18 protein-coding genes and 1 pseudogene are annotated in these 23,510 nt (G+C 72.1%); 15 read left to right on the plus strand and 4 right to left on the minus strand.

What is annotated here, in order from left to right:
* Window positions 1–52: 52 nt before the first annotated feature.
* The 6 genes from gatC (at window position 53) to AC4IJH_RS02905 (ending at window position 4,442) form a co-directional block, all read left to right on the plus strand.
* A complete protein-coding gene (gatC, locus tag AC4IJH_RS02880) occupies window positions 53–349 on the plus strand; it encodes an Asp-tRNA(Asn)/Glu-tRNA(Gln) amidotransferase subunit GatC (RefSeq protein WP_071961876.1) in 297 nt (98 codons plus the stop codon).
* A 6-nt stretch (window positions 350–355) separates the two neighbouring features.
* Window positions 356–1,867, plus strand: coding sequence for an Asp-tRNA(Asn)/Glu-tRNA(Gln) amidotransferase subunit GatA (gene gatA / locus AC4IJH_RS02885; RefSeq protein ID WP_490849859.1), 1,512 nt, complete (start codon window positions 356–358; stop codon window positions 1,865–1,867).
* Window positions 1,864–2,106, plus strand: a complete 243-nt coding sequence (locus tag AC4IJH_RS02890; protein WP_490849860.1) for a hypothetical protein — start codon at window positions 1,864–1,866, stop codon at window positions 2,104–2,106. The genes gatA and AC4IJH_RS02890 overlap by 4 nt, the downstream gene beginning before the upstream one ends.
* A 33-nt stretch (window positions 2,107–2,139) precedes the next feature.
* Window positions 2,140–3,648 (plus strand): Asp-tRNA(Asn)/Glu-tRNA(Gln) amidotransferase subunit GatB, encoded by a 1,509-nt coding sequence (gene gatB / locus AC4IJH_RS02895; protein ID WP_490849861.1) that lies wholly within the window; start codon window positions 2,140–2,142, stop codon window positions 3,646–3,648.
* Window positions 3,649–3,807: 159 nt separating this feature from the next.
* The gene (locus tag AC4IJH_RS02900) at window positions 3,808–4,065 is read left to right on the plus strand and encodes a hypothetical protein (protein ID WP_490849862.1); all 258 of its coding nucleotides are present in this window, start codon (window positions 3,808–3,810) and stop codon (window positions 4,063–4,065) included.
* 35 nt (window positions 4,066–4,100) lie between these two features.
* Window positions 4,101–4,442, plus strand: coding sequence for a PIN domain-containing protein (locus tag AC4IJH_RS02905; RefSeq protein ID WP_490849878.1), 342 nt, complete (start codon window positions 4,101–4,103; stop codon window positions 4,440–4,442).
* 208 nt (window positions 4,443–4,650) lie between these two features.
* Here the strand turns inward: AC4IJH_RS02905 and AC4IJH_RS02910 are convergent, their stop codons facing one another.
* Window positions 4,651–6,345, minus strand: a complete 1,695-nt coding sequence (locus AC4IJH_RS02910; RefSeq protein WP_490849863.1) for a chitinase — start codon at window positions 6,343–6,345, stop codon at window positions 4,651–4,653.
* A gap of 140 nt (window positions 6,346–6,485) precedes the next feature.
* On the opposite strand from AC4IJH_RS02910, the pseudogene AC4IJH_RS02915 reads away from it, so the two are divergent.
* From AC4IJH_RS02915 to AC4IJH_RS02945, 7 genes and pseudogenes are all read left to right on the plus strand, one after another.
* Window positions 6,486–6,572: pseudogene (locus tag AC4IJH_RS02915) on the plus strand (MerR family DNA-binding transcriptional regulator); the annotation flags it as partial.
* Window positions 6,573–6,788: 216 nt separating this feature from the next.
* Window positions 6,789–8,906 carry a phosphocholine-specific phospholipase C gene (locus AC4IJH_RS02920; protein WP_490849864.1) on the plus strand — a complete coding sequence of 706 codons (2,118 nt, stop codon included), beginning with the start codon at window positions 6,789–6,791 and terminating at the stop codon, window positions 8,904–8,906.
* A gap of 246 nt (window positions 8,907–9,152) precedes the next feature.
* Window positions 9,153–11,411 carry an MMPL family transporter gene (locus AC4IJH_RS02925; protein ID WP_490849865.1) on the plus strand — a complete coding sequence of 753 codons (2,259 nt, stop codon included), beginning with the start codon at window positions 9,153–9,155 and terminating at the stop codon, window positions 11,409–11,411.
* A gap of 97 nt (window positions 11,412–11,508) precedes the next feature.
* A complete protein-coding gene (locus AC4IJH_RS02930; protein WP_490849866.1) occupies window positions 11,509–11,916 on the plus strand; it encodes a DnaJ family domain-containing protein in 408 nt (135 codons plus the stop codon).
* A gap of 79 nt (window positions 11,917–11,995) precedes the next feature.
* The gene (locus tag AC4IJH_RS02935; protein ID WP_490849867.1) at window positions 11,996–12,649 is read left to right on the plus strand and encodes a hypothetical protein; all 654 of its coding nucleotides are present in this window, start codon (window positions 11,996–11,998) and stop codon (window positions 12,647–12,649) included.
* Window positions 12,650–12,783: 134 nt separating this feature from the next.
* Window positions 12,784–12,978, plus strand: coding sequence for a hypothetical protein (locus tag AC4IJH_RS02940; protein ID WP_490849868.1), 195 nt, complete (start codon window positions 12,784–12,786; stop codon window positions 12,976–12,978).
* Between the two features lie 104 nt (window positions 12,979–13,082).
* Window positions 13,083–16,151 (plus strand): helix-turn-helix transcriptional regulator, encoded by a 3,069-nt coding sequence (locus tag AC4IJH_RS02945; RefSeq protein ID WP_490849869.1) that lies wholly within the window; start codon window positions 13,083–13,085, stop codon window positions 16,149–16,151.
* Here the strand turns inward: AC4IJH_RS02945 and AC4IJH_RS02950 are convergent.
* The 3 genes from AC4IJH_RS02950 to AC4IJH_RS02960 all read right to left on the minus strand — a co-directional run bounded on the left by AC4IJH_RS02950 (window position 16,120) and on the right by AC4IJH_RS02960 (window position 18,626).
* The gene (locus AC4IJH_RS02950) at window positions 16,120–16,296 is read right to left on the minus strand and encodes a DUF6191 domain-containing protein (RefSeq protein ID WP_490849879.1); all 177 of its coding nucleotides are present in this window, start codon (window positions 16,294–16,296) and stop codon (window positions 16,120–16,122) included. The two genes, AC4IJH_RS02945 and AC4IJH_RS02950, sit on opposite strands and share 32 nt — an antisense overlap.
* An 83-nt stretch (window positions 16,297–16,379) precedes the next feature.
* Complete coding sequence (locus AC4IJH_RS02955) at window positions 16,380–17,537, minus strand: PQQ-dependent sugar dehydrogenase (RefSeq protein ID WP_490849870.1); 1,158 nt, start codon at window positions 17,535–17,537, stop codon at window positions 16,380–16,382.
* A gap of 96 nt (window positions 17,538–17,633) precedes the next feature.
* Complete coding sequence (locus tag AC4IJH_RS02960) at window positions 17,634–18,626, minus strand: aldo/keto reductase (protein ID WP_490849871.1); 993 nt, start codon at window positions 18,624–18,626, stop codon at window positions 17,634–17,636.
* Window positions 18,627–18,715: 89 nt separating this feature from the next.
* Between AC4IJH_RS02960 and AC4IJH_RS02965 the strand changes: the two genes are divergently transcribed.
* Entirely contained in the window at window positions 18,716–19,678 is a 963-nt protein-coding gene (locus tag AC4IJH_RS02965; RefSeq protein WP_490849872.1) for a 2-hydroxyacid dehydrogenase, read from the plus strand.
* Window positions 19,679–20,137: 459 nt separating this feature from the next.
* Window positions 20,138–23,128 (plus strand): putative bifunctional diguanylate cyclase/phosphodiesterase, encoded by a 2,991-nt coding sequence (locus AC4IJH_RS02970; protein WP_490849880.1) that lies wholly within the window; start codon window positions 20,138–20,140, stop codon window positions 23,126–23,128.
* Window positions 23,129–23,510: the final 382 nt, after the last annotated feature.

Consider the following 23,510-nt stretch of genomic DNA (forward strand, 5'->3'; position numbering starts at 1 on the left):
CACGCCATAGACTTGCGCGCGAAACCCAATCACTCACCCTGAGGATCGCTGCATGCCTGGCATCACGCGCGAGGAGGTCGCCCACCTCGCCCGGCTGGCGCGTCTGGAGCTGAAGGACGAAGAGCTCGACCACTTCGCCGGACAGCTGGACGACATCATTGGCGCGGTCGCCCGCGTCTCCGAGGTCGCCGACCAAGACGTACCGCCGACCTCTCACCCGCTGCCCCTGACCAATGTCATGCGGCCGGACGAGGTCCGTCCGTCGCTGACCCCCGAGCAGGCGCTCTCCGGCGCCCCGGCCCAGGAGCAGCAGCGTTTCAAGGTGCCGCAGATCCTGGGGGAGGACTGACCCGCAATGACGGCCAACAACACCATCGAGAACTGCATCAAGCTCACGGCCGCCGAGATCGCGGGGAAGATCGCCTCCGGCGAGCTCACCGCCGTCGAGGTCACCGAGGCGCACCTGGCCCGTATCGAGGCCGTCGACGAGAAGGTGCACGCCTTCCTGCACGTCGACCGTGAGGGTGCGCTGGCGCAGGCCCGCGCCGTGGACGCCAAGCGCGAGCGCGGCGAGAAGCTCGGCCCGCTGGCCGGCGTCCCGATCGCCCTGAAGGACATCTTCACCACCGAGGGCATCCCGACCACCGTCGGCTCCAAGATCCTTGAGGGCTGGATCCCGCCGTACGACGCGACGCTGACCAAGCGGCTCAAGGCCGCCGACGTCGTCATCCTCGGCAAGACCAACATGGACGAGTTCGCCATGGGGTCGAGCACCGAGAACAGCGCGTACGGACCGACGGGCAACCCGTGGGACCTCACCCGTATCCCGGGCGGCTCCGGCGGTGGCTCCTCCGCGGCCCTGGCCTCCTACGAGGCGCCGCTGGCCATCGGCACGGACACCGGCGGCTCCATCCGCCAGCCCGCCGCCGTCACCGGCACCGTCGGCGTCAAGCCGACTTACGGCGCGGTCTCCCGCTACGGCATGGTGGCCTTCTCCTCCTCCCTGGACCAGGGCGGGCCCTGCGCCCGTACGGTCCTGGACGCGGCCCTGCTGCACGAGGCCATCGCGGGCCACGACGAGCTGGACTCCACCTCCATCGACGCGCCGGTCCCGCCGGTCGTCGAGGCGGCCCGCAACGGCTCGGTCGCCGGTATGCGCGTCGGCGTCGTCAAGCAGTTCCGCGGCGAGGGCTACCAGGCCGGTGTCCTGCAGCGGTTCGACGAGTCCGTCGCGCTGCTCAAGGAGCTGGGCGCCGAGATCGTCGAGCTGGACTGCCCGAGCTTCGACCTCGCCCTGTCGGCGTACTACCTCATCGCGCCCTCGGAGTGCTCCTCCAACCTGGCCCGCTTCGATGCCATGCGCTACGGCCTGCGGGTCGGCGACGACGGCACGAAGTCGGCGGAGGAGGTCACCGCGCTGACCCGTGAGGCGGGCTTCGGCGACGAGGTCAAGCGCCGCATCATCCTGGGTACGTACGCGCTCAGCTCCGGCTACTACGACGCGTACTACGGCTCGGCGCAGAAGGTCCGGACCCTGATCACCCGGGAGTTCGAGGCGGCCTTCGAGCAGGTCGACGTCATCGTGTCGCCGACCACGCCCACCACCGCCTTCCCGATCGGTGAGCGCGCCGACGACCCGATGGCGATGTACCTCGCCGACCTGTGCACCATCCCGACCAACCTGGCCGGCAACGCCGCCATGTCGCTGCCCTGCGGCCTGGCGCCGGAGGACGGCCTGCCCGTCGGGCTGCAGATCATCGCCCCTGCCATGAAGGACGACCGGCTCTACAAGGTCGGTGCCGCGGTCGAGGCCGCGTTCACCGCCAAGTGGGGTCACCCGCTGCTTGAGGAGGCACCGTCGCTGTGAGTGGAAAGCTCGCCAAGGCCAAGAACTTCAAGAAGTCCAAGGCCGGTACGTATCTGTCCATCGGCACCACGCTGTTCGGTGCGGTCAGCGTCATCAAGCAGGCGCGCAAGGCCAAGGGGGAGGCGGACACCCTCCAGCTGGTCGACGCCGTCGTCTCCGCCGCCGCCATCGCCACCGGCGTCGCGCTGCTCGTGCGTGAACTGCGCCGCATCAACAGCGACGACGTCCTCGCGGACTGAAGCGCGCGACGCGGACTGAAAGGTTAGTTTTCCGTGACCGTCACTGAACTGGTGTCGTACGAGGACGCGCTGGCCGCCTATGACCCCGTGATGGGTCTTGAGGTGCACGTCGAACTCGGCACCAAGACGAAGATGTTCTGCGGGTGTTCGACCACCCTGGGTGCCGACGCCAACTCGCAGACCTGCCCCACCTGCCTGGGCCTGCCCGGCTCGCTCCCGGTCGTCAACGCGACCGGCGTCGAGTCGGCCATCAAGATCGGCCTGGCGCTGAACTGCTCGATCGCCGAGTGGTGCCGTTTTGCCCGGAAGAACTACTTCTATCCGGACATGCCGAAGAACTTCCAGACCTCCCAGTACGACGAGCCCATCGCCTTCGACGGCTACCTCGACGTACAGCTGGAGGACGGCGAGGTCTTCCGCGTGGAGATCGAGCGCGCCCACATGGAGGAGGACACCGGCAAGTCGACGCACGTCGGCGGCGCGACGGGCCGTATCCACGGCGCGTCCCACTCCCTCCTGGACTACAACCGCGCCGGCATCCCGCTCATCGAGATCGTCACCAAGCCGATCGAGGGCGCGGGCGAGCGGGCCCCCGAGGTGGCGAAGGCGTACGTCGCCGAGCTGCGCGAGGTCATCAAGGCGCTCGGCGTCTCCGAGGCCCGGATGGACAAGGGCCAGATGCGCTGCGACGTGAACCTGTCGCTGCGCCCGAACGGGACGAAGGAATTCGGCACCCGCTCGGAGACGAAGAACGTCAACTCCCTTCGCTCGGTGGAGCGTGCGGCCCGCTTCGAGATCCAGCGGCACGCCGCGGTGCTCTCCTCGGGCGGCACGATCGTGCAGGAGACCCGTCACTTCCACGAGGACGACGGCTCCACCACCTCCGGCCGCATCAAGGACAACGCCGAGGACTACCGGTACTTCCCGGAGCCCGACCTCGTCCCCGTCGCCCCGGCCCGCGAGTGGGTCGAGGAACTGCGGGCCGGCCTGCCCGAGATGCCGCGGGTGCGCCGCAACCGGCTGCGCGAGGAGTGGGGCGTCAGCGAGCTCGACATGCAGTCGATCCTCAACGCCGGCGCGGTCGACGCGATCGTCGCCACGACCGAGGCGGGCGCCCCGGCCGACCAGGCCCGCAAGTGGTGGATGGGCGAACTGGCCCGTAACGCCAACGAGTCGGGCAAGGCCCTGGACGAGCTGCCGATCACCCCGGCGCAGGTCGCCCGGGTCACCGCGCTGGTCGCGTCCGGTGACCTCAACGACAAGCTGGCCCGCCAGGTCATCGAGGGCGTGCTGGCCGGCGAGGGCGACCCGGACGAGGTCGTCGAGAAGCGCGGCCTGAAGGTCGTCTCCGACGACGGCGCCCTGGGCACCGCCGTCGACGAGGCCATCGCCGCCAACGCCGCCATCGCCGACAAGATCCGCGGCGGCAAGGTCGCCGCCGCCGGCGCCCTGGTCGGCGCGGTCATGAAGGCCACCCGCGGCCAGGCCGACGCGGCCCGCGTCCGCGAACTGATCCTGGAAAAGCTGGGCGTCGAGGGCTGACGCCGCCGACCCCGCTGCGCGCGATGGGGCGGTCCTCCCGGCCAGGGAGGGCCGCCCCACGCGCGTCTCGTGCTCGCGCCGGGGCGGGCCCGCTCCGGGCCTTGCGGGTATGGGTTACGTACCCGCACCCTTGCCGGTGCGAGCGGAAGGAGCTCTGCCGTGCCCGACGTCAACATCCGTATCCCCGCCGATGCGCGCGACCGGCTTGCCGAGACAGCGGCCGCAGAGGGGTTGTCCCTGCGTTCCTACCTCGTCCGGCCCGCCGACACTCTCCTCGCCCCCGCCGAGCGTGCCGAGCGCGCCGAGCAGGCTCGCGCCGTGCTTCGGGAGTGGAACGGCTATGACCCCACCGAGGCCGAAGGGACGGAACTGGACGCCGAGTTGGACCGGCGCCTGAGGCGGGCGAACGCTCGGTGAACGACAGCTCCCACTTCGTTCTCGACGACTCGGCGATGATCGCTGCCGGACGCGGCGATGCTCTGGTCTCTCGTCTGATCCATCAAGCGCACACCCGGCCCGGCCGGTTCCTGTACATGTCGGCGTGTGCCCTGGTCGAGGCCGACCGCGCCAGGCCCGGCACGGCCGAGCACTTGGCGGCGCTTCCAGGTATCACCGTCCTTGATCTGGACCTGCCAGCCGCACTCGCGGTCGCACAAGGCAGCGGCTGGGCGGCGGAGCACACTCGATATGCCGCATTGCCGACCCTCGACCGCCCCGATGGTGCGGTGATCGCCACTGCTGCCCCTGGTCAATGGGACGGGCAGCCGTTCCGGGTACTCGATCTCTCGCCGTAGAGGAGTGGCGTCGCCGGCTGCTTGCGCCCGGCCTGACAGGCGCGGACTTCGCGGGTCGCCCAGCACCACGAGGCGGGCGCCGACCATGTGGCCATTCGGCCGCTGGCCGCCGGGGGAGTGGTCGGGGTGGACCAACTGCGGGAGCTGGCGCCGGTGTTGATGGGGTGAGGGGGAGGGGCGGCGCGGGGAGCGCCGCCCCTTGGGCGGTTTACGGCAGGCCGTGGACGTGCGGGCCGACCGCGTTGGACCAGGCGTTGGAGGCGGTCGCGTCCCAGTTGGTGGACCAGGTCATGGCGCCGCGCAGGGCGGGGTAGGTCTTGGCGGGTTTGAAGGTGCCGCAGGAGGTGGCCTTGGTGAGGCAGTCCAGGGCGGCGTTGACGATGGTGGGGGAGACGTAGCCGCTGCCGGCGCCGCGGGGGGAGGCGGGCAGGCCCAGGCCCACCTGGGAGGGGTCGAGGCCGCCTTCGAGCTGGATGCAGGCGAGGGCGGTGAGGAAGTCGACCGAGCCCTGGGAGTAGACCTTGCCGTCGCAGCCGTTCATCGAACCGCTGTTGTAGTACTGCATGTTGACGACGGTGAGGATGTCCTTGATGTTCAGGGCGGTACGGAAGTAGGAGCCGGAGGTGGACTGCATGTCCACGGTCTGCGGCGCCATGGTGATGACCAGGCCGGGGCCCGCCTTCTGGGACAGGGAGCGCAGGGCCTGGGTCATGTAGGTGGGGTTGAGGCCGTTCTCCAGGTCGATGTCGACGCCGTTGAAGCCGTACTCCTGCATGAGGGCGTACACGCTGTTGGCGAAGTTGGCGGCGGCGGTGGCGCTGTTGACGGAGACGGAGCCCTTCTCGCCGCCGACGGAGATGATGACGCTCTTGCCGTCCGCCTGCTTGGCCTTGACGTCGGCCTTGAACTGCTCGACGGTGTAGCCGCCCAGGCCCGCCGAATCGAGGTTGAAGGTGACGGCGCCGGGCGTGGCGGTCGCGTCCGCGAAGGCGACCGCGATGATGTCGTACTGCTTCTGGACGTCGCTGATCTTCTGGACCGCGGCGCCGTTGTTGAAGTTCTGCCAGTAGCCGGTGACCGCGTGCTTGGGGACGGTGGGCTCGCTGCCGCGCGGCCCCGTGGTGCCGGTGACCGCCGCCGACCTGGCGGACTCGCCCGCCGCGTTCACCGCCGAGACCTGGAACTGGTACGAGGTGGCCGGGCTGAGCCCCGTCACCACCGCCGAAGTGCCGCTCACCGACTGGACCTTGGTGCCGTCGCGGTAGACGTGGTAGCCGGTGGCGAACTTCACCGGGTCCCAGGACAGGGCCACCGAGGAGGCGGTGACGGCGCCGGTCTTCAGGCCGCCGGGCGCGCCCGGTACGGGGTCGCCGGGGTCGCCGCCCCCGCCGTCCGGCCCGAAGACGCTGATGTCGTCGGCGAAGTAGGCGGGCTGCCCGTACCAGCCGTGGGTGTAGACGGTGACGGAGGTGGTGTTCGCGCCGGTGGTGAAGGTGGTGGTCAGCTGCTGCCAGGAGGCGGCCGAGGAGGTCCAGGTGGACACGTCGGTGGTGCCGGTGCCGCTCGCGCCGAGGTAGACGTACGAGCCCTGGACCCAGGCGCTGAGCGTGTAAGTGGAGGAGGGCTTGACCGCGACGGTCTGCGAGCAGCGGGCGTTGTCGGAGCCCGCCGGGGTGGCCTTGAGGGCCGAAGTGCCGGTGCGGACGGGCGAGTTGACGGCGCTGCCGCTGGCGCCGGAGCAGGTCCAGTCGGCCAGGCCCGCCTCGTACCCGGGGTTCTTGGCGTTGTTGACGTCGGCCTGTGGGGCGGCCGTGCTGGTCTGTATGCCGGTGAGGCAGAGCGCGGCAGCGGCGAGCGCCGCGGTGCCCCAGCGTCTGCGTCTGGAGCGCGCTGTGCTGGACATGGCTGTCTCCAAGGTGTGAGGGGGAAACCCTGGCGCACAAGCTGGTCCAGACCAATAGGGTTGTCAAGGTTTTGGGCAGCGACTTGACCTTGACAGTAGTGTCAGGCTTCTACGGTCCCGGCATGCTGAAGGAGAAAGAGATGCGCATCGGCGCGCTGTCGGAGCTGACCGGCATCAGCGCCCGCTCGCTGCGCTACTACGAACAGCAGGGCCTGGCTGCGACCGGTACGCGCCGCCAACGGGCGGCCCTGCTGCTGCGTGCGCCGCGGGCCGTCTGAGCGCACGTCGGGTCCGGGGCGTCCCTCAAGGTCATCTGTTCTTAAAGTTGTCACCTCGATACCTACCCAGTGCCACCCGGCTTCACTACCGTCCCGCTCGCACCCCATCAATGGGCCGGAAGTGAACCATTGCCCGACGGCGGGCAGTCGACTGGGAGGTCGAGCGTGGCGACGGAGATATCTCGCAGGCGGGTACTGGGAGTTGGCGCCGCGGCCGTGGGGGCGGCCGCCGCCGGCTCGCTGCTGCCGCCCTCGCTCCAGCAGGCACTGGCCCAGTCCCAGGCCGAGGCACCCGGCCGCCGCGGCGGCCTCGCCGACATCCGGCACGTGGTCGTCCTCATGCAGGAGAACCGCTCCTTCGACCACTACTTCGGCATGCTGCGCGGCGTACGCGGCTACGCCGACCGCAACGCCGTCCAGCTGCCCGGCGGCAAAAGCGTCTACGAGCAGCCCGGCCTCCTGGGCATCGGGACCGTCCTGCCCTTCTCCGTACGCGAGGCCGCCGCGGCGCAGAAGAAGGACCTCCAGTACATCGGCGCGCTGGACCACGGCTGGGAGGGCGGCGCCAAGGCCTGGAACAAGGGCTGGATGAACAACTGGGTCAGCGCCAAGACAGCCGCCACCATGGCCCACTACGACCGCCGGGACGTGCCGCTGCACTACGAGCTGGCCGACACCTTCACCGTCTGCGACGCCTACCACTCCTCCATCCACTCCTCCACCAGCCCCAACCGCAACCACCTGGTCAGCGGCTGGACCGGATTCGAGCCGGGCAGCGGCAAGCGGGCGGTGGGCAACGACGCCTACGCCGAGGACAGCCACCCCGGCTACGACTGGACCACCTACGCCGAGCGCCTGGAGAAGGCGGGCCACAGCTGGCGGGTCTACCAGGAGTGGGACAACTTCACCGACAACAACCTGGAGTTCTACGCCACCTTCAAGGCGGTGATGAAGAAGGCGCTGGCCAAGGTCGGCGGCGGCATCACGAACATGACCGCCTTCTACGGCAAGGTGGCGGGCGCGAACGAGGCCGAACGGGTGCGCCTGCAAGGCCTGCTGGAGGAGGGCGTACGGGCCCTGAGCGCCGCCGAGCGCAGCCTGTTCGAGCGGGCGCTGCGCCGAGGCGAGCCCGGCTCCACGGCCACCGCCTTCGCCGCCGACGTCGCGAGCGGCCAGCTGCCCGAGGTCTCCTACATCGTCCCCTCGGCCGCCGACTCCGAGCACCCCGGCTCCTCCTCGCCCATCGCCAGCGCCACCATCGTCTACAAGGTGCTGGACGCGCTCGGCAAGAACCCGGACGTCTGGCAGCACACCGCGCTCTTCCTCACCTACGACGAGAACGACGGCTTCTTCGACCACGTCCCGCCGCCGGTCGCCCCGCCCGGCGCCGAGGGCGAGACCTGGGACGGCAAGCCCACCGGGCTCGGCATCCGCGTCCCGATGCTGGTCATCTCGCCCTGGACGGTGGGCGGTTACGCCTGCTCGCAGGTCTTCGACCACACCTCCATCGTCCGCTTCCTGGAGCGCTGGACGGGGGTGCGCGAGCCCAACATCAGCGCCTGGCGGCGCACCGTCTGCGGCGACCTGACCAGCGCCTTCGACTTCTCGCGCGGGCGCAGACAGCCCGCGGTGGACCAGGTGGGCCCGATCCCGCCGTTCAGCGGGCGCTGGAACCCGCGCCCGCCCCTGAAGCAGAAGCTGCCCCAGCAGGAGCCCGGCACCCGGCCCGCCAGGCCGCTGCCGTACCAGCCCGACGCGGACGGCGCCTACGACGCCGCGGCCTCGGTCTTCCGCCTGGCGCTGCGCAACAGCGGCAAGGCCAGCGCGCACCTCGCGCTGTACCCGTACGCGGGGGAGTACGCCACCCCGCAGCACCGCGACGTCAGCGGCCGGGCCCAGTGGGAGGTGCCGGTCAAGGACGGCGCGTACCGCTTCACGCTCACCGGCCCCAACGGCTTCCGCCGCGAGTACGCCGGCAGCGGCAAGGGCGCGGCGGCCGGGGTGCGGATCGGCACCCGGATCGACGCGGCCCGGCGCGAGATCCACCTCACGGTCGTGAACCGGGGCAAGGCCGACCTCACGTTCACGCTCAAGCCGCTGGCGTACTCCGATGCCGCCCCGCGCACCCTGACGGTCAAGGCGGGCAGCACCCGCACCGTCGCGCACTCCGCCGCCGGCGCGCACGGCTGGTACGACCTCGCCCTCACCGCCGCCCAGGACACCTCCTTCCACCGGCGCCTCATGGGTCACATCGAGAACGGGAGGGAGTCCGTCACGGGCTGACCTGGGCCTTACGGGAGCGGGGCGGCCCGCTTTAGCACGTCCGGGTTCGCCCCGTGGCGTCCTTTGTGGGGAAGTCCACAAAGGGAGCAAAGGATCTTTTCGGGCTGTCACTCTCAAAGGACAGCGGGCCCGCCGCCCCTTCGTCGGCAGGCGGCGGGCCGCTGCGCCCCGTACATCCGCGCTCGGCACCACCGGTACTACCCGGGAGATATCGACGCACAACCCGGGAAGCAGACGAAGAGCTCCATGACCGCACTGGCTCGGTGGTGCCTCAGGCGCCGCACGGTCGTCATCGTGCTGTGGCTCGCCGCCTTCGCGGGCGCCGCCGCCGCGGCGGGCGCGATGGGCACCGCGTACTCCAACCACTACGAGGTCCCCGGGACGGAGTCGGGACGGGCGAGCGCCCTGCTGGCCAAGGCCTTCCCCGGGCAGTCGGGGGACAGCGAAACCATCGTGTGGCACACCGGCTCCGGCACGGTGCGCGCCGCCGACGTCCAGCAGGAGATGACCCGCACCCTGGACAAGGTCGCCGAGCTGCCCGGGGTGCGCTCCGTACAGGGGCCGTACGACCCCCACGGGCAGGGCCGGATCAGCCGGGACGGGCACACCGCCTACGCCACCCTCACCTTCGACGTGCCCACCGACGCACTGGATTCCGCTCAGGTCCAGAAGGTCGTGGACACCGCGACGGCCGCCGCGGACGACAACGTGCAGGTCGCGCTGGGCGGCTCCGGCATCGCGCTGACCGAGGCCCCCAAGGGCCAGCTCGCCGAACTCATCGGCCTCGCCGCAGCCGCCGTCGTCCTCTTCCTGGCCTTCGGGTCGCTCGCCGCGACCTTCCTGCCGATCATCACGGCGGTGGTCGGCGTGGGCACGGCCGCGGCCGGCACCACCCTGCTCGGCCACGCCATGACCATCGCCGACTTCGCGCCGATGCTCGGCATGCTGATCGGCCTGGGCGTGGGCATCGACTACGCGCTGTTCATCGTCACCCGGCACCGCAAGGGGCTGCGCCAGGGCCTGAGCGTCCAGCAGGCCGCCGAACGCGCGGTGACGGTGTCCGGGCGCGCGGTCGTCTTCGCCGGGGCCACCGTCTGCATCGCTCTGCTCGGCATGCTCATCCTGCGCCTGAGCTTCCTCAACGGCGTGGCCGTCGCCGCCTGCCTCACCGTCGTCCTGGCCGTCGCCGCCTCCGTCACCCTGCTGCCCGCCCTGCTCGGCGTGATCGGCCTGCGCGCGCTCAGCCGCCGCGAGCGCGCCGCGCTGGCCGCCGACGGGCCGCGCCCACAGCAGCCGGCCGGCTTCGCGGCCCGCTGGTCGCGCCTGGTGGAGCGGCACCCCAAGCTGCTGGGCTGCGCCGCGGCGGCCATCATGCTGATCCTGGCGCTGCCCACGCTCTCCCTGCACCTGGGCACCTCCGACCAGGGCAACAACCCCGCGAGCTCGACCACCCGGCAGGCCTACGACCTGCTCGGATCCGGCTTCGGGCCCGGCTCCAACGGGCCGCTGACCCTGGTCGGCTCGCTGGAGGGGGCGGGCGAGCGGCTCGCCTTCGACAAGCTGCCGCAGGAGCTGCGGGCCACCCCCGGGGTGGCACAGGTCAGCGGACCGGAGTTCAACGGCAGCGGCGACACCGGCGTGATCACCGTCCTGCCCACCTCGGCCCCGCAGTCCCAGCAGACCTCCGACCTGGTCGAACGGCTGCGTACCCAGGTCCTGCCCAAGGCCGCGGACGGCACCGCGATGCAGGTGCACGTGGGCGGGGTCACCGCGAGCTACGACGACTTCGCCGATGTCATCGTCGGCAAGCTCCCGCTCTTCGTCGGCGCCGTCATCGGCCTGGGCAGCGCCCTGCTGCTGCTCGCCTTCCGCAGCATCGGCATCCCGCTGAAGGCCGCCGCGATGAACATCGCCGCCGTCGCCTCCTCCTTCGGCATCGTCGTCGCGATCTTCCAGTGGGGCTGGGGCAGCGAACTGCTGGGCCTGGGCAGCGCGGGCCCGATCGAGCCCTTCCTCCCCGTGATCATGGTCTCGGTGCTCTTCGGGCTCTCCATGGACTACCAGGTCTTCCTGGTCAGCCGGATGTACGAGGAGTGGCGGCGCACCGGCGACAACTGCCGGTCGGTACGGGTGGGCCTGGCCGAGACCAGCCGCGTCATCAACTCCGCCGCCGTCATCATGATCGCGGTCTTCGGCGCCTTCGTCCTCAGCGGCGACAGGATCATCGCCATGTTCGGCACAGGGCTCGCCGCCGCGGTGGCACTGGACGCCTTCGTGCTCCGTACGCTCCTGGTCCCCGCCCTGATGCACATGCTGGGCGGCGCGAACTGGTGGCTGCCCGCCTGGCTGGACCGGTGGCTGCCGCGGATCAGCATCGAGCCGCCCGAGCCTCGGCTTGCGCCGGATGCGGATGCGGAACCGGCGGACGCCGGAGTACCGGGCGCCGGGCCCGTGGCGCTGCCCGGACCGCGGCACAGCGAGGCGGAGCGGCTGGTCCGCAGCTGACCGAACGGCCCCCGGCTTCCTGTCGCATGCGAAGGCGGCCCCCGTACCGTGGAGACAACGGCAGTCACGCCACCGCGGCAAGGGGAGGAATCGGGGTATGACCGAGCGCAAACCACCGGGTGTCAGTTTCGAGTCATGGGCGGACCGGCAGATCCGCGAGGCGGAGGCGCGCGGCGACTTCGCCGACCTGCCCGGCTTCGGCAAACCGCTGGAGGGCCTGGACCGGCCGTACGACGACATGTGGTGGGTCAAGGAGAAGATGCGGCGGGAGAACCTCTCCTTCCTGCCCCCGTCCCTGGTCCTGCGCAAGGAGGCGGAGGACGCCGCCGAGGCGGCCCGCCGGGCGCCGACCGAAGCACAGGTGCGCCGCATCCTCACCGAGATCAACGACAAGATCCGCGAGGCCCTGCGCCGCCCGCCGTCCGGACCGCCCCTGAACCTGGCCCCCTTCGACATCGAAGCGGCCGTCGCCGACTGGCGCGAGCAGCACCCGGACACCCCCTAGCGAAGACGGTCAACGAGGTCGCGCCGGGCCCGGCGGCATTCTCATAGGACTCTCAGATGCGGCACCTACGGTCGCGGCCATGGACACCACCAAGACCGACAAGCGCGCCGACGACGAGAGCGCGAAGGACGCCAAGAACGCCAAGAACGCCAAGAACACAGCCGTGGAGGCCGGGGGAGAGGGCCTGCAGGACAGCAAGGACAGCAAGGACAGCAAGGAAGAGCGCGCGCCGGAGGGCACGGAGGCGGCCGCCGGGGCCAAGGGCGAGGAGAGCCGGGCCGAGGCCACGGCCGAGGACGCCGAGGAGAGCGACGACCTCGACGACCTCGCCGCCGAGGCGCCCGTACGGACCTCCAGCGGCGTCGGCTCGGGTGCCGCCGCCGTGGTCGGCGCGGCGCTCGGCCTCGCCTCCCTCACCGGCACCTGGGCCGGCACCGTCCTCGCCGAACGGCAGACGCTGATCGGCCAGATCAAGGTCCAGTCGGGCCAGGCCACCGACCAGATCGCCACCGTCTACGGCTCCCCCTGGCACACCCACGCCCTGGTCAACGGCATCTTCGCGCTGCTGGCCGTGGTCGTCGGCGGTGCCGTCCTCGCCCGCCCCCGCCCCACCTGGGTCCGCGCGGTCGCCATCGGCGGCCTCGCGCTCGGCGTCCTGGGGGTCCTTATCTCCGCCGGCATGTACTTCGACCTGTTCGCGAGCCTTCCTAAGCTCCCCGTACGCGGTTCCTAAGGACCCCGCAGGGCCGTAGATCAGGAACTCTCCCGATGCGGCGCACCCCCCTTGGCGGCGAGGCTTGAGCACATCGACAAGCCGAACCGACAAGCCGGACCGGGCAGGTCCCGGCCGGTCCAAGGGAGACAACCATGCTGCACACAGAGCTGGAGCTGCGGGTCCGTCACGAGGAGCTGCGCCGCCTGGCCGACCACGAGCGCCTGGTGCGCGAGGCCGCCGACGGGCGCCGACGTGCCCGGCACGCGGCCCGCGCGCCGCGCGAGGAAGCAGAGGGGCGGGTGAGAGGCGTACGGGGCTGGGTGGTGCGTGCGCGCCGGGCCGCCTGAGCCGCGCGATGACGTCCCCGCGGCCTCTCGCCGCGCCCCGCGACGACGTCCGCAGGGCGTTGCGCAGGACACAACGCACTCCCGCACCCGCGGACGCGTGTGCCATGCTCAGCGGCGTGCAGACACCTTCCGTCAGCCCGGTATTCGTCGGCCGCACCAGCGAACTCGCCTCGCTGGAGGGCGCGCTCGCCCGCGTCACGGCGACCGGCGAGCCGCAGGCCCTGCTGATCGGGGGCGAGGCCGGGGTCGGAAAGACCCGGCTGATCGAGGAGTTCGTGCCGTGCGCCCGCGCGCAGGACGCGATCGTCGTGCTCGGCGGCTGCATCGAGATCGGCTCCGAGGGCCTGCCGTACGCCCCCTTCTCCGCCATCCTGCACAGCCTCAACTGGCGCTTCCCCGACGAGCTGGCGGCCGTGGCCGCGGGCCAGGAGGGCGAGCTGGCCCGCATCCTGCCGGAGCTGGGCGAGCCCGCCGTCGAGGCCCGCGGCGAGGAGCACGGCAGGGCCCGCCTCTTCGAGCTGACCGCGCGCGTCATGGAGCGCCTGGCCCACCGGCGCACCATCGCCGTTGTGGTGGAGGACCTCCACTGGGCCGACCGCTCCACCCGCGAGCTGTTCGGCTACCTCCTGCACGCCCTGCACGACTCCCGCATCCTGCTGGTCGGCACCTACCGCTCCGACGACATCCACCGCCGCCACCCGCTGCGCCCCTTCCTGGCCGAGGTCGACCGCACGCGTACGGTCCGCCGTATCGAGCTGGAGCGCTTCACCCGCGAGGAGGTGCGCAGCCAGCTGGCCGGCATCAACGGCAGCGCCCCCGAGGACACCCTGCTGGAGAAGGTCTTCCAGCGCTCGGAGGGCAACGCCTTCTTCGTCGAGGAGCTGGCCCGCAGCATCAACGACGGCTGCGGGCGCGGCCTGAGCGAGTCCCTGCGCGACCTGCTGCTGGTGCGGGTCGAGGCGCTGCCCGAGACGACCCAGCGGGTGGTGCGCACCGCCGCCATGGGCGGCTCGACCGTCGAACACGACCTGCTGGCCGCGGTGTGCGCGCTCCCGGAGAACGACCTCATCGAGGCGCTGCGCACCGCCGTCGGCGCCAACGCGCTGATCCCCACCCCAGACGGCACGGGCTACCGCTTCCGGCACGCCCTGGTCCGCGAGGCCGTCGTGGACGACCTGCTGCCCGGCGAGCGCACGGGCCTGAACCGCCGCTACGCCCAGGCCCTGGAGGACGCCCCCGCCCTGGTGCGCTCCGAGGTCTGCGCCACCCGCCTGGCCAGCTACTGGTACCACGCCCACGACGCGGCCAAGGCGCTGCCCGCCATCCTCGCCGCCTCGCTCAAGGCCCGCCGCCGCCACGCCTACGCCGAGCAACTGCGGCTGCTGGAGCGGGCGTTGGAGGTGTGGGACGAGGCGCCCAAGGAGGTCCGCCTGGCGGTGCGCTCGGCCGACACCGCCGAGGCGTACCCGGCCTGCGGCTGTGACGACGACGCGCTGCGCTTCATGGACCTGCTCGCCGAGATCGTGGTGGCCGCCCGGCTCTCCGGCGACCGCGAGCGCGCCTTCGCCATCGCCAAGCGCGCCCTGCGCAGCCTGGACCGCGTCGACGACCCGCTGCGCACGGCGTGGTTCCTCACCCAGCGCTCCCGGCTGCTGCAGGAGACGGGCCGCGGCGACGGCTGGGAAGACCTGGGCGCCGCACAGGAGTTGGTGCGCGGACTGCCGCCGTCCGCCGTGCACGCCGCCGTCGTCGCCCAGGCCGCCGCGTGGGGCGCGCTGCACGAGCCGGGGCCGCAGAGCATCGCCACCGCCGAGCGCGCGGTGGAGCTGGCCCGGCTGGTGGGCGAGGAGGAGGTGGAGCTGGGCGCCCGGCTCACCCTGAGCGGCCTGCGGGTCGACTCCGGGGACGTGGACGGCGGGCTGGCCGACATGCGCGCCGCCCTGGAGCGCGCCGTGGCCCACGGCATCTCCGGCGTGATCTGCCGCGGCTATGTCAACTTCCCCTCGTGCCTGGACGGCGTGGGCCGCTACCGGGAAGCGGTGGCGGCCGGCGAGGAGGGCGTCGCCATGACCGAGAAGTACGGCCTGAAGGACTCCACGAGCTGGGTGTACGGCAACCGCGCCGAGAGCCTGACGGCGCTGGGCCGCTGGGAGGAGGCCGCCGAGGCCGCCGCCTGCGCCCGCCGCCTGGCGATGGGCGGCCGCTCGCTCGCCCTGGCCGCGGGCCGTACCACCGAACTCGCCCTGCTGCGCGGCGACATGGCCCTCGCCCAGCAGGAGCTGGACCAGATGCGCCAGCTGTACGGCACCCACGACCGGCAGCCGCAGCACACCATCCCCATGGCCCGCTACGCCCTGCGCATCGCCGCGGCCCAGGGCCGCATCCAGGACGCCAGGGCCGAGTTCGAGCAGGTCCTCGCCGAGGGCTTCCCGCTGGGTGTGCAGCGCTTTTGCTGGCCGCTGCTGTGGGCCGCCGCGGCGGCCGAGGCCGACGCCCGCGGGCTGCCCGCCGCCGAGGCCGGCCGCACCGAAGCCCTCGCCCGCATCCGGCACGCCGTCAAGCACCTGACCTGCTCCGTGCCCGTCTGGCAGGCCTTCGCGCGGCTCGTCGACGCCGAGCTGCTGCGCGCCGAGGGCCGGGACACCCCCGACCGCTGGGCCGAGGCGGTGGCCGCCTTCCGGCACACGGAGCGCCCCTACGAACTCGCCGTGGCCTGCTTTTACTGGGCTCAGTCCCTGCTGCTGTGCGGGGAGGCGGCCACCCAGGGCCTGGAGGGCCGTACACCCCGCGAGGCCGCCACGCTCCTGCTGGCCCAGGCCCACGACATCGCGGCCCGGCTCCCCGCCCGCCCGCTCATGGAGCAGCTCCAACAGCTCGCCCGGCGCGCCCGTATCGCGCTCGACGCCGCCCCGGCCGCCGGCCGGGACGACGCTGCGGTGCAGGTGGCCGAGTCGCTCGGGCTGACCCCGAGGGAGCGGGACGTGCTGCGCCTGGTGGCGGCCGGCCGCAGCAACCGCCAGATAGCCGACGAGCTGTTCATCTCGCCCAAGACCGCCAGCGTGCACGTCTCCAACATCCTGGCCAAGCTGGGGGTTTCGGGCCGCGGCGAGGCCGGTGCGCTGGCCCACCGGCTGCGGTTGTTCAGCGAGCCGGAGCCGGTCCGGACGGCCTGATGACGACCTTGCCCGAGGCGAGGTCTATCGGCCCCTTGCCCGGGTCGGCGTCCCCCACGTCATCGACCACCAGCGACATCCGCTGCCGCTCCTCGTCGGTGTGCTTGCGCCCCGGCGCGAACAACTCCTCGGCCACGTTGAACACTTCGCCCCCCATCGTCGCCCCCGTACGGCAGTCGCCCCCCCCGTACGGCAAGTGTAAGCAGCACGCTTCGCGGGGGCCCCGCGTCAGCGCACCTTCAGCCGCAGGATGCGGTCGTCGCCCTTGCCGGGGCTGCCCCTGCCGTCCGTGTTGCTGGTGACCAGCCACAGCCCGCCGTCGTCGGCCGCCACGACCGTCCGCAGCCGCCCGTACTTCCCCTCCAGGAACGCCTGCGGCCGGGCCACCGGCTGCTTGCCGCGCAGCGGGATCCGCCACAGCCGCTCGCCGCGCAGCCCGGCCATCCACACCGAGCCCTTGGCGTAGGCGATGCCGCTCGGCGAGGCGTCCGCCGTGCTCCACTGCTCCACGGGATCGACGAACCGCCTGCCGCCGCCGGAACCGACCTTGCCCTCCACCAGCGGCCAGCCGTAGTTCCCGCCCGCCTCGATCGCATTGAGCTCGTCCCAGGTGCTCTGCCCGAACTCCGATGCCCACAGCCGCTTTCCGGCGTCCCAGGCCAGCCCCTGCACGTTGCGGTGCCCCAGCGAATACACCACCGAGGCGCCGTCGGGATTGCCGTGCGCCGGCTCCCCCTCCGGCGTCATCCGCAGGATCTTCCCCGCCGGCGACGCCTTGTCCTGGGCCAGATCCTTGTCCCCGGTCTCGCCCGTGCCCACGTACAGCATCCGGTCGGGGCCGAACGCGATCCGGCCGCCGTTGTGCACCACGCCCTTGGGGATGCCCTTGAACACCGTGTCGGGAGCGCCCAGTTGGCCGCCCGCCGGCTTCTTCTCGTCGTACGCCATCCGCACGATCCGGTTGTCGGAGGCGGTGGTGAAGTACGCGTACACGAAACGGTCTGCGCCGAAGGCGGGCGCCACCGCTATGCCCAGCAGACCGCCCTCGCCCCCCGGATCCACGCCCGGTACGGAGCCCAGCTCGGTCTTCTTCCCGCCCCGTGCCGCCACTCGGATGATCTTCCCCGTGTCGCGCGAGGAGACCAGCAGATCCCCGCCCGGCAGCGGCGCCACGCCCCAGGGCGTGTCCAGGTCCGTGGCCACGGTGGCCACCACCTCGACCGACCCCTTGGCGGGCGGGGCCGGAGCGGAGGGCCGCGGGGCGGTGGCGGCGCCCTTGGGTGTCGGGGCGGCCGGCTCGGCCTTCGGGCCGCCGCCCCCCGAGGAGCACCCCGCCACGGTGAGCACCGAAGCGGCCAGCAGGGCGGTCACACAACGACGTCGCACGGCGGTGTCCTCTCCTCGACTACGGCGCCCCCAGCACACCACATCCCCCGTACGGCGGGCACCGGTCGGTGCGCCGTCGTGCGCTGCCCCCAGGCGTCAGTCCCAGGACCCCCGCGCCCGCGGCAGGCCCGCCAGTTCGGTGAGGTCGCGGCGGTCCAGCGTGATCCGGGCCGCCGCCGCGTTCTCGGCGGCCCAGCGGGCCTTCTTCGTGCCCGGCACCGGCACCACGTGCCGGCCCTGCGCCAGCACCCAGGCCAGCGCCACCTGCCCGGGGGTGGCGCCGTGCCGCGCCCCCACCCGCCGCAGCCCGGCCACCACCGGCTGGTTGGCGGCCATCATCTCCGCCGTGAAGCGCGGGTGGCGGGCCCGTATGTCATCGGGCTCGAAGCCCTGGCCGGGCGTCAGGGTCCCGGTCAGGAAGCCGTGCCCCAGCGGCATCGCCGCCAGGAACCCCACCCCCCGCGACTCGCACCACGGCAGCAGCTCCTCCAGCGCCTCCGGTGACCACACCGACAGCTCCGCCTGCACGCTGCTGACCGGGAAGACCTGCTGCACCCGCTCCAGCTGACGCAGCGTCTGGTCGTGCAGCCGCGCACCCCGGCGCCGCCCCGCCCGCGCCCCCACGGCGCTCAGCCCCAGCGCCCGTACCTTCCCCGCCGCCACCAGCTCCGCCATCGCCCCCCAGGTCTCCTCGATGGGTACTTCGGGGTCGGGCCGGTGCAGCTGGTAGAGGTCGATACGGTCGGTCTGCAGCCGCCGCAGCGAGGCGTCGCAGGCCCGCTTGACATAGCCGGGCCGCCCGTTGGCCACCACATGCTGCTCGCCCACCAGCAGCCCGCACTTGGTCGAGACGAAGGCGTCCTCGCGGCGCTCTTTGAGGGCCCGCCCCACCAGCAGTTCGTTGGTGAAGGGCCCGTACATGTCGGCGGTGTCCAGCAGGCTGCAGCCCAGGTCGAGGGCGGCGTGCACGGCCCGCAGCGAGCCCTCCCCGCTGCGCTGCGAGGCGGTGTACCCCCAGTGCATCGGCATACAGCCGAGCCCGATTGCACCCACTTCGAGGGCCGCCGCACCGATTGTCCTGCGCTCCACCTGGCCGTGCCTCCGTCCCCTTGCCCCCGATCAAGGGCGCAGACCAAACTAACGTCTGACCCGAACCGCTCTTCGCATAGCCTCTGGCCATGGCTTCTGCAGACCCGCGCACCACCGCGAACGACGTATGGCTCCCCATCCCGCCCGCCGAGATCGAGGGCCTGCCCGAGGGGCTGCGCTACGTCCATTGGGACGCCGCCGAGCAGTACCCGGCGGACCCCGCCGACTGCGCCTTCTACGTCGTCCCCTACATGAAGGGGACCGAGGTCAGCGTGCGCCCGCTGTCGGCGATGACGGGGCTGAGCGTCGTACAGACCCTGACCGCGGGCGTCGAGCACATGCTGCCCGCGATGGACGCCCTGCCGCCTGGCACGCGGCTGTGCAACGCCCGGGGCCTGCACGACGCCAGCACCGCCGAGCTCGCGCTCACGCTGGTCCTGGCGTCGCTGCGGGGCATCCCCGATTTCGTACGGGGCCAGGACGCCGAGGAGTGGAGGGCCGGGTTCCGGCCGGCGCTCGCCGACCGGTCGGTGCTCATCGTGGGCTACGGCTCGATCGGCAGTGCCATCGAGGACCGGCTCGAACCGTTCGAGTGCGCGCGGGTGGCGCGCGTGGCGCGCACCTGGCGTGAGACCGTGCGCGGCCCAGTGCACCCGCTCGACCGGCTGCCCGCCCTTCTCCCCGAGGCGGATGTCGTGATCATCGCGACCCCGCTCACCGAAGAGACCCGTGGCCTGGTCGGAAGCGATTTCCTGGCGCGGATGAAGGACGGCGCGCTGCTGGTGAACATCGCCCGCGGCGCGATCGTGGACACCAAGGCGCTCCTGACGGAGCTGGAGTCCGGGCGGCTGCGCGCGGCCCTGGACGTCACCGACCCCGAACCGCTCCCCGCCGGTCATCCGTTGTGGCACGCTCCCGGCGTACTCCTCACTCCGCATGTCGGTGGCCCCAGCTCTGCCTTCCTGCCCCGGGCGAAGCGCCTCCTGAGGGACCAGCTGACGCGGTTCGCGGCCGGCGAGCCCCTGCGGAATGTGGTCGCCACGGCCGACTGACGCGGTTGCAGGTAGCTCTACGGGGCCGTACGAATGCACCGTGTGTCCGCAATCCCGCTGGTAGTTACGCTCTGTAGAGGAACTATGTCCCTGAGTGACGGAACTGGTGTATCGTCCCGATCGGGGACCGCGCCTGGAGCGAAGCGGCGCGATGCGAAAGACCGGAACTCGAGGGGGGCGACGGGCGATGTACGGCCAATGGACGAATCACGAGACGCGCATTCCGCGATCTCCCGGGGGACCACCTCCGGAGCCCTGGACGCGCCGATCGGTGGGTCGGCCACCACACCTGACGGGGTGTCGGCCGGCGCGGCGGGCGACGCAGCGGGCAGCGCGCCGCACGGCCTGCCGGACGGCGCCGCAGACACCACCGCACACACCACGGCAGGCACCGCGGCGGGCGCCGTGGACGCCACCGCGAGCACCACGCCGTCCGACGGCGAGCAGCCGGAGAGTGCGGTGAGCGCCACCGGCGCGGTGCTCTCCCGGCCCCCGGCCCCCACCGGGAGTGCGGCGGGAGCGCTGCCTCAGATCATCCTCGCCATCGTGTGCGGCAGCTACGCCATCGGCGCCGCCGTCGGCTGGGGGTCCAGCCAACTCGCCCTGTTCATGGGCGACTTCGGGCTCAGTGCGGCGGCCTTCGCCGCGGCGGGCTCCTGTTACTGGTACGCCCGCAGGCACCACACCCGGTTTCGACCCGCCTGGCTGCTGTTCGCGGCCTCCTCCGCGATGGCGGGGGTGGGCAACGGGGTCTGGGGCTGGTACGAGGTCGTGCTGCGCCAGCCGGTGCCCAGCCCCTCCGTCGCCGACTTCTGCTTCCTGCTGTTCGCGCCACCCGCCATCGTCGGTCTGCTGGTACTCGCCAAGAGGCCGGTGACCAAGGCCGGTTGGGTGTGCCTGGCCCTGGACGCCTGGCTGATCGGCGGCTCGCTGCTCACCCTGTCCTGGAGCCTGGCGCTGGCCCACACCACGCACTTCCAGGGCCAGAGCGTGCCCCAGGGAGCGCTGGCGCTGGCGTATCCGCTGCTGGACATCGTGCTGGTGAGCATGGTCCTCGCACTGCACTTCAAGCGCTCCTCCGCCAACCGCTCCGCCATCAACACCGCTATCGCCGCACTGGCGTTGACCGTACTGTGCGACGCGCTGTTCAGCTCGCCGCTGCTGCGCGAGCACTACCGCTCGGGGCAGATTCTGGACGCCGGCTGGTTCGCCGGCTCGATGCTGCTGGCGTACGCGCCCTGGGTGGCCCGGCGCCATCCCGCCGAGTTCGCCGGCGACGACTTCAAGCGCGCCGCGCGCCGCGCGCCGCATCCGGGCAGCCGCCCCATCGCCGGGTCGCTGGCCGCCCTGACGCCGTATCTGGCCGCGGCCGTGTGCACGCTGGGAATCCTCTACAACGTCCTGGACGGGCGCCGCATCGACCGGGTGGTGCTCTTCACGGGCTGCACGGTCGTGCTCGCGCTGGTCGTACGCCAGGGCATCATGCTGCTGGACAACATCACCCTCACCCAGGAGCTGGCGCAGAAGGAGAACCACTTCCGTTCCCTGGTCCAGGGCTCCAGCGACGTGATCATGATCGCCGCGCCGACCGGGATACTGCGCTATGTCAGCCCCGCCGCCGCGGGCGTCTACGGCCGGGACGCGGAGGAGCTGGTCGGCTCCGAACTCGCCTCGCTCATCCACCCCGAGGACCTGGGGCGGGTGGTGCACGAGGTCCGTAGATTCCTCGCCGCCCCGCCGGACGGCGAGCCCACCACCCGTATCGAATGCCGTTTCAAGGCGGGCGCCAATCGCGCCGACGGCGAGGAGTGGCTCAACGTCGAGTCCACCATCAACCGCCACCACGGCGGCCTGATCTTCAACTCCAGAGACGTCACCGAACGAGTGCGCCTGCAGGCGCAGTTGCAGCACAACGCCTCGCACGACGCGCTCACCGACCTGCCCAACCGCGCCCTGTTCACCGAGCGCGTCAGCCAGGCGATCGGCGGCGGCCGCCGCGCGTCCGACCTGGGCACGGCCGTGCTCTACATCGACCTGGACGGCTTCAAGCAGGTCAACGACACCATCGGGCACCAGGCCGGCGACGAGCTGCTGATCCAGGCGGCCCGCAGACTGGCCGAATCCGTGCGCTCCGGGGACACCGCGGCCCGCCTGGGAGGAGACGAGTTCGCCGCGCTGATCGTCGGCGACGGCTCCCGCGACCAGACCCGCCGCGAGTTCCGTATCCACGAGATCGCCGACCGGCTGCGCATCAGACTCTCCGAGCCCTACCGCATCGACGGACAGGAGGTGCGGGTGGCGGCCAGTATCGGCGTCGCCTTCGCCGAGCCCGGGGTCACCCCCGCCGCCCTGATGCGCAACGCCGACCTGGCGATGTACCGCGCCAAGCAGGCGGGCAAGGGCCGGGTGGAGCTGTACGCCCCGCAGATGCAGGCCGATGTGGTGCGCCGCGCCGAGCTGGCCACCAGACTGCGCACCGCCCTGCACGACGGCGAGTTCGCGCTGCTGCACCAGCCCGTGGTGGAGCTGTCCAGCGGCCGGGTGGCGGCCGTCGCGGCGCAGGCGCGCTGGCGCTCCGCGCAGGGCATCCTGTTCACCCCCGCCGAGTTCCTGCGGGTGGGCGAGCGCGGCCAGCTCGCCGAGGAGGGCGACCGCACCGCCGAGCTGGGCCGCTGGCAGCTGGAGGAAGCCGTCGAGCAGGCCGCGGCCCGGCACCGCGCGGGCCATCCCGTGCCGGTGGCCGTACGCCTCTCGGCCGGCCGCCTCCTGGACCGCTCGCTGCCGCCCAAGAGCATCGAGGCCCTGCTCGCACGGCACGGCCTGCCCTCGGGCGCGCTGGTCCTGGAGCTGTCCGAAAGTGATCCCCGCGTCCCGCTCGAAGAGCTGGAGCGGCGGCTGGTCGCGCTGCGGCGCCTCGGGGTGCGCATCGCGCTGGACGGCTTCGGCAGCGGGTACGCCGCCATGAGCGCGCTGCGCAGACTCCCCGTCGACGTCCTCAGGCTCGACCGCACCCTGGTCGACGGGGTCGTCGAGTCGGCCCGGCTGCACAAGATCACCTCCGGGCTGCTGCGGATCGCCTCCGACCTGGGGATGCAGTCCGTCGCCGACGGCGTCGACCTGCCCGAGCAGGTGGTCGCGCTGCGCGCGATGGGCTGCACGCACGGCCAGGGCATGGCCTTCTCGGGCCCCCTGGACGAGCACCGGCTGCGCCGTGCGCTGGCCACCGGCGAATACCCGGTGCCGGGACTGGGCAGCGAGGGCCGAGCGATCATGCTCAGCAGCGCCGCCCTGCCCGTCAACGGAGCGATGCCGGCCGGTACGCGCCACGGCGACCAGGGGCGGGAAGCGCTGCCCAGGAGGGTCGGAGCGGGCGAGGGCTGGGAGGGTCCCGACGCCATCGCCCATCCGCCGTTGCGCTCAAATAGTGAGACCTCCGTCCCACCCACTTGACACTCATAGCGCGCCGGGGGGAGGGTCAATGCCATGCGCACCCGAATTCTCGTACTTGGAAAGCGCGTCGGCTGAAGCTGGGCCCTCAGGAATACCCAGCGACCCGCACCGGCGCGCTCCCCTCGCTTGCCTCACGGCACGAGGGGTTTTTTGTTGCATAGCCACCGCTCAAACCCCGTCAAAACCCTCACCCTCAGCTCCGAGAAGAGACGAAGATGACCGAGCAGGCCACCGGGGCCCACCCTCCGCAGCCGCGGGCCCGTAACACCGGCGGGCAGCAGCAGCCCGCCACCGTCGAGCACGTCACGGGTGCGCAGTCGCTTATTCGTTCGTTGGAGGAGGTCGGGGCGGAGGTGGTCTTCGGTATTCCCGGCGGTGCGAT

The organism is Streptomyces sp. UF-297 (genome assembly GCF_058245575.1).

Excerpts from the sequence above, each read along its gene's own strand:
- gatC (WP_071961876.1), top strand. The coding sequence starts at position 53 with ATGCCTGGCATCACGCGCGAGGAGGTCGCCCACCTCGCCCGGCTGGCG.
- gatA (WP_490849859.1), top strand. The coding sequence starts at position 356 with ATGACGGCCAACAACACCATCGAGAACTGCATCAAGCTCACGGCCGCC.
- AC4IJH_RS02905 (WP_490849878.1), top strand. The coding sequence starts at position 4,101 with ATGATCGCTGCCGGACGCGGCGATGCTCTGGTCTCTCGTCTGATCCAT.
- AC4IJH_RS02910 (WP_490849863.1), bottom strand. The coding sequence starts at position 6,345 with ATGTCCAGCACAGCGCGCTCCAGACGCAGACGCTGGGGCACCGCGGCG.
- AC4IJH_RS02925 (WP_490849865.1), top strand. The coding sequence starts at position 9,153 with ATGACCGCACTGGCTCGGTGGTGCCTCAGGCGCCGCACGGTCGTCATC.
- AC4IJH_RS02930 (WP_490849866.1), top strand. The coding sequence starts at position 11,509 with ATGACCGAGCGCAAACCACCGGGTGTCAGTTTCGAGTCATGGGCGGAC.
- AC4IJH_RS02935 (WP_490849867.1), top strand. The coding sequence starts at position 11,996 with ATGGACACCACCAAGACCGACAAGCGCGCCGACGACGAGAGCGCGAAG.
- AC4IJH_RS02940 (WP_490849868.1), top strand. The coding sequence starts at position 12,784 with ATGCTGCACACAGAGCTGGAGCTGCGGGTCCGTCACGAGGAGCTGCGC.
- AC4IJH_RS02945 (WP_490849869.1), top strand. The coding sequence starts at position 13,083 with ATGCTCAGCGGCGTGCAGACACCTTCCGTCAGCCCGGTATTCGTCGGC.
- AC4IJH_RS02965 (WP_490849872.1), top strand. The coding sequence starts at position 18,716 with ATGGCTTCTGCAGACCCGCGCACCACCGCGAACGACGTATGGCTCCCC.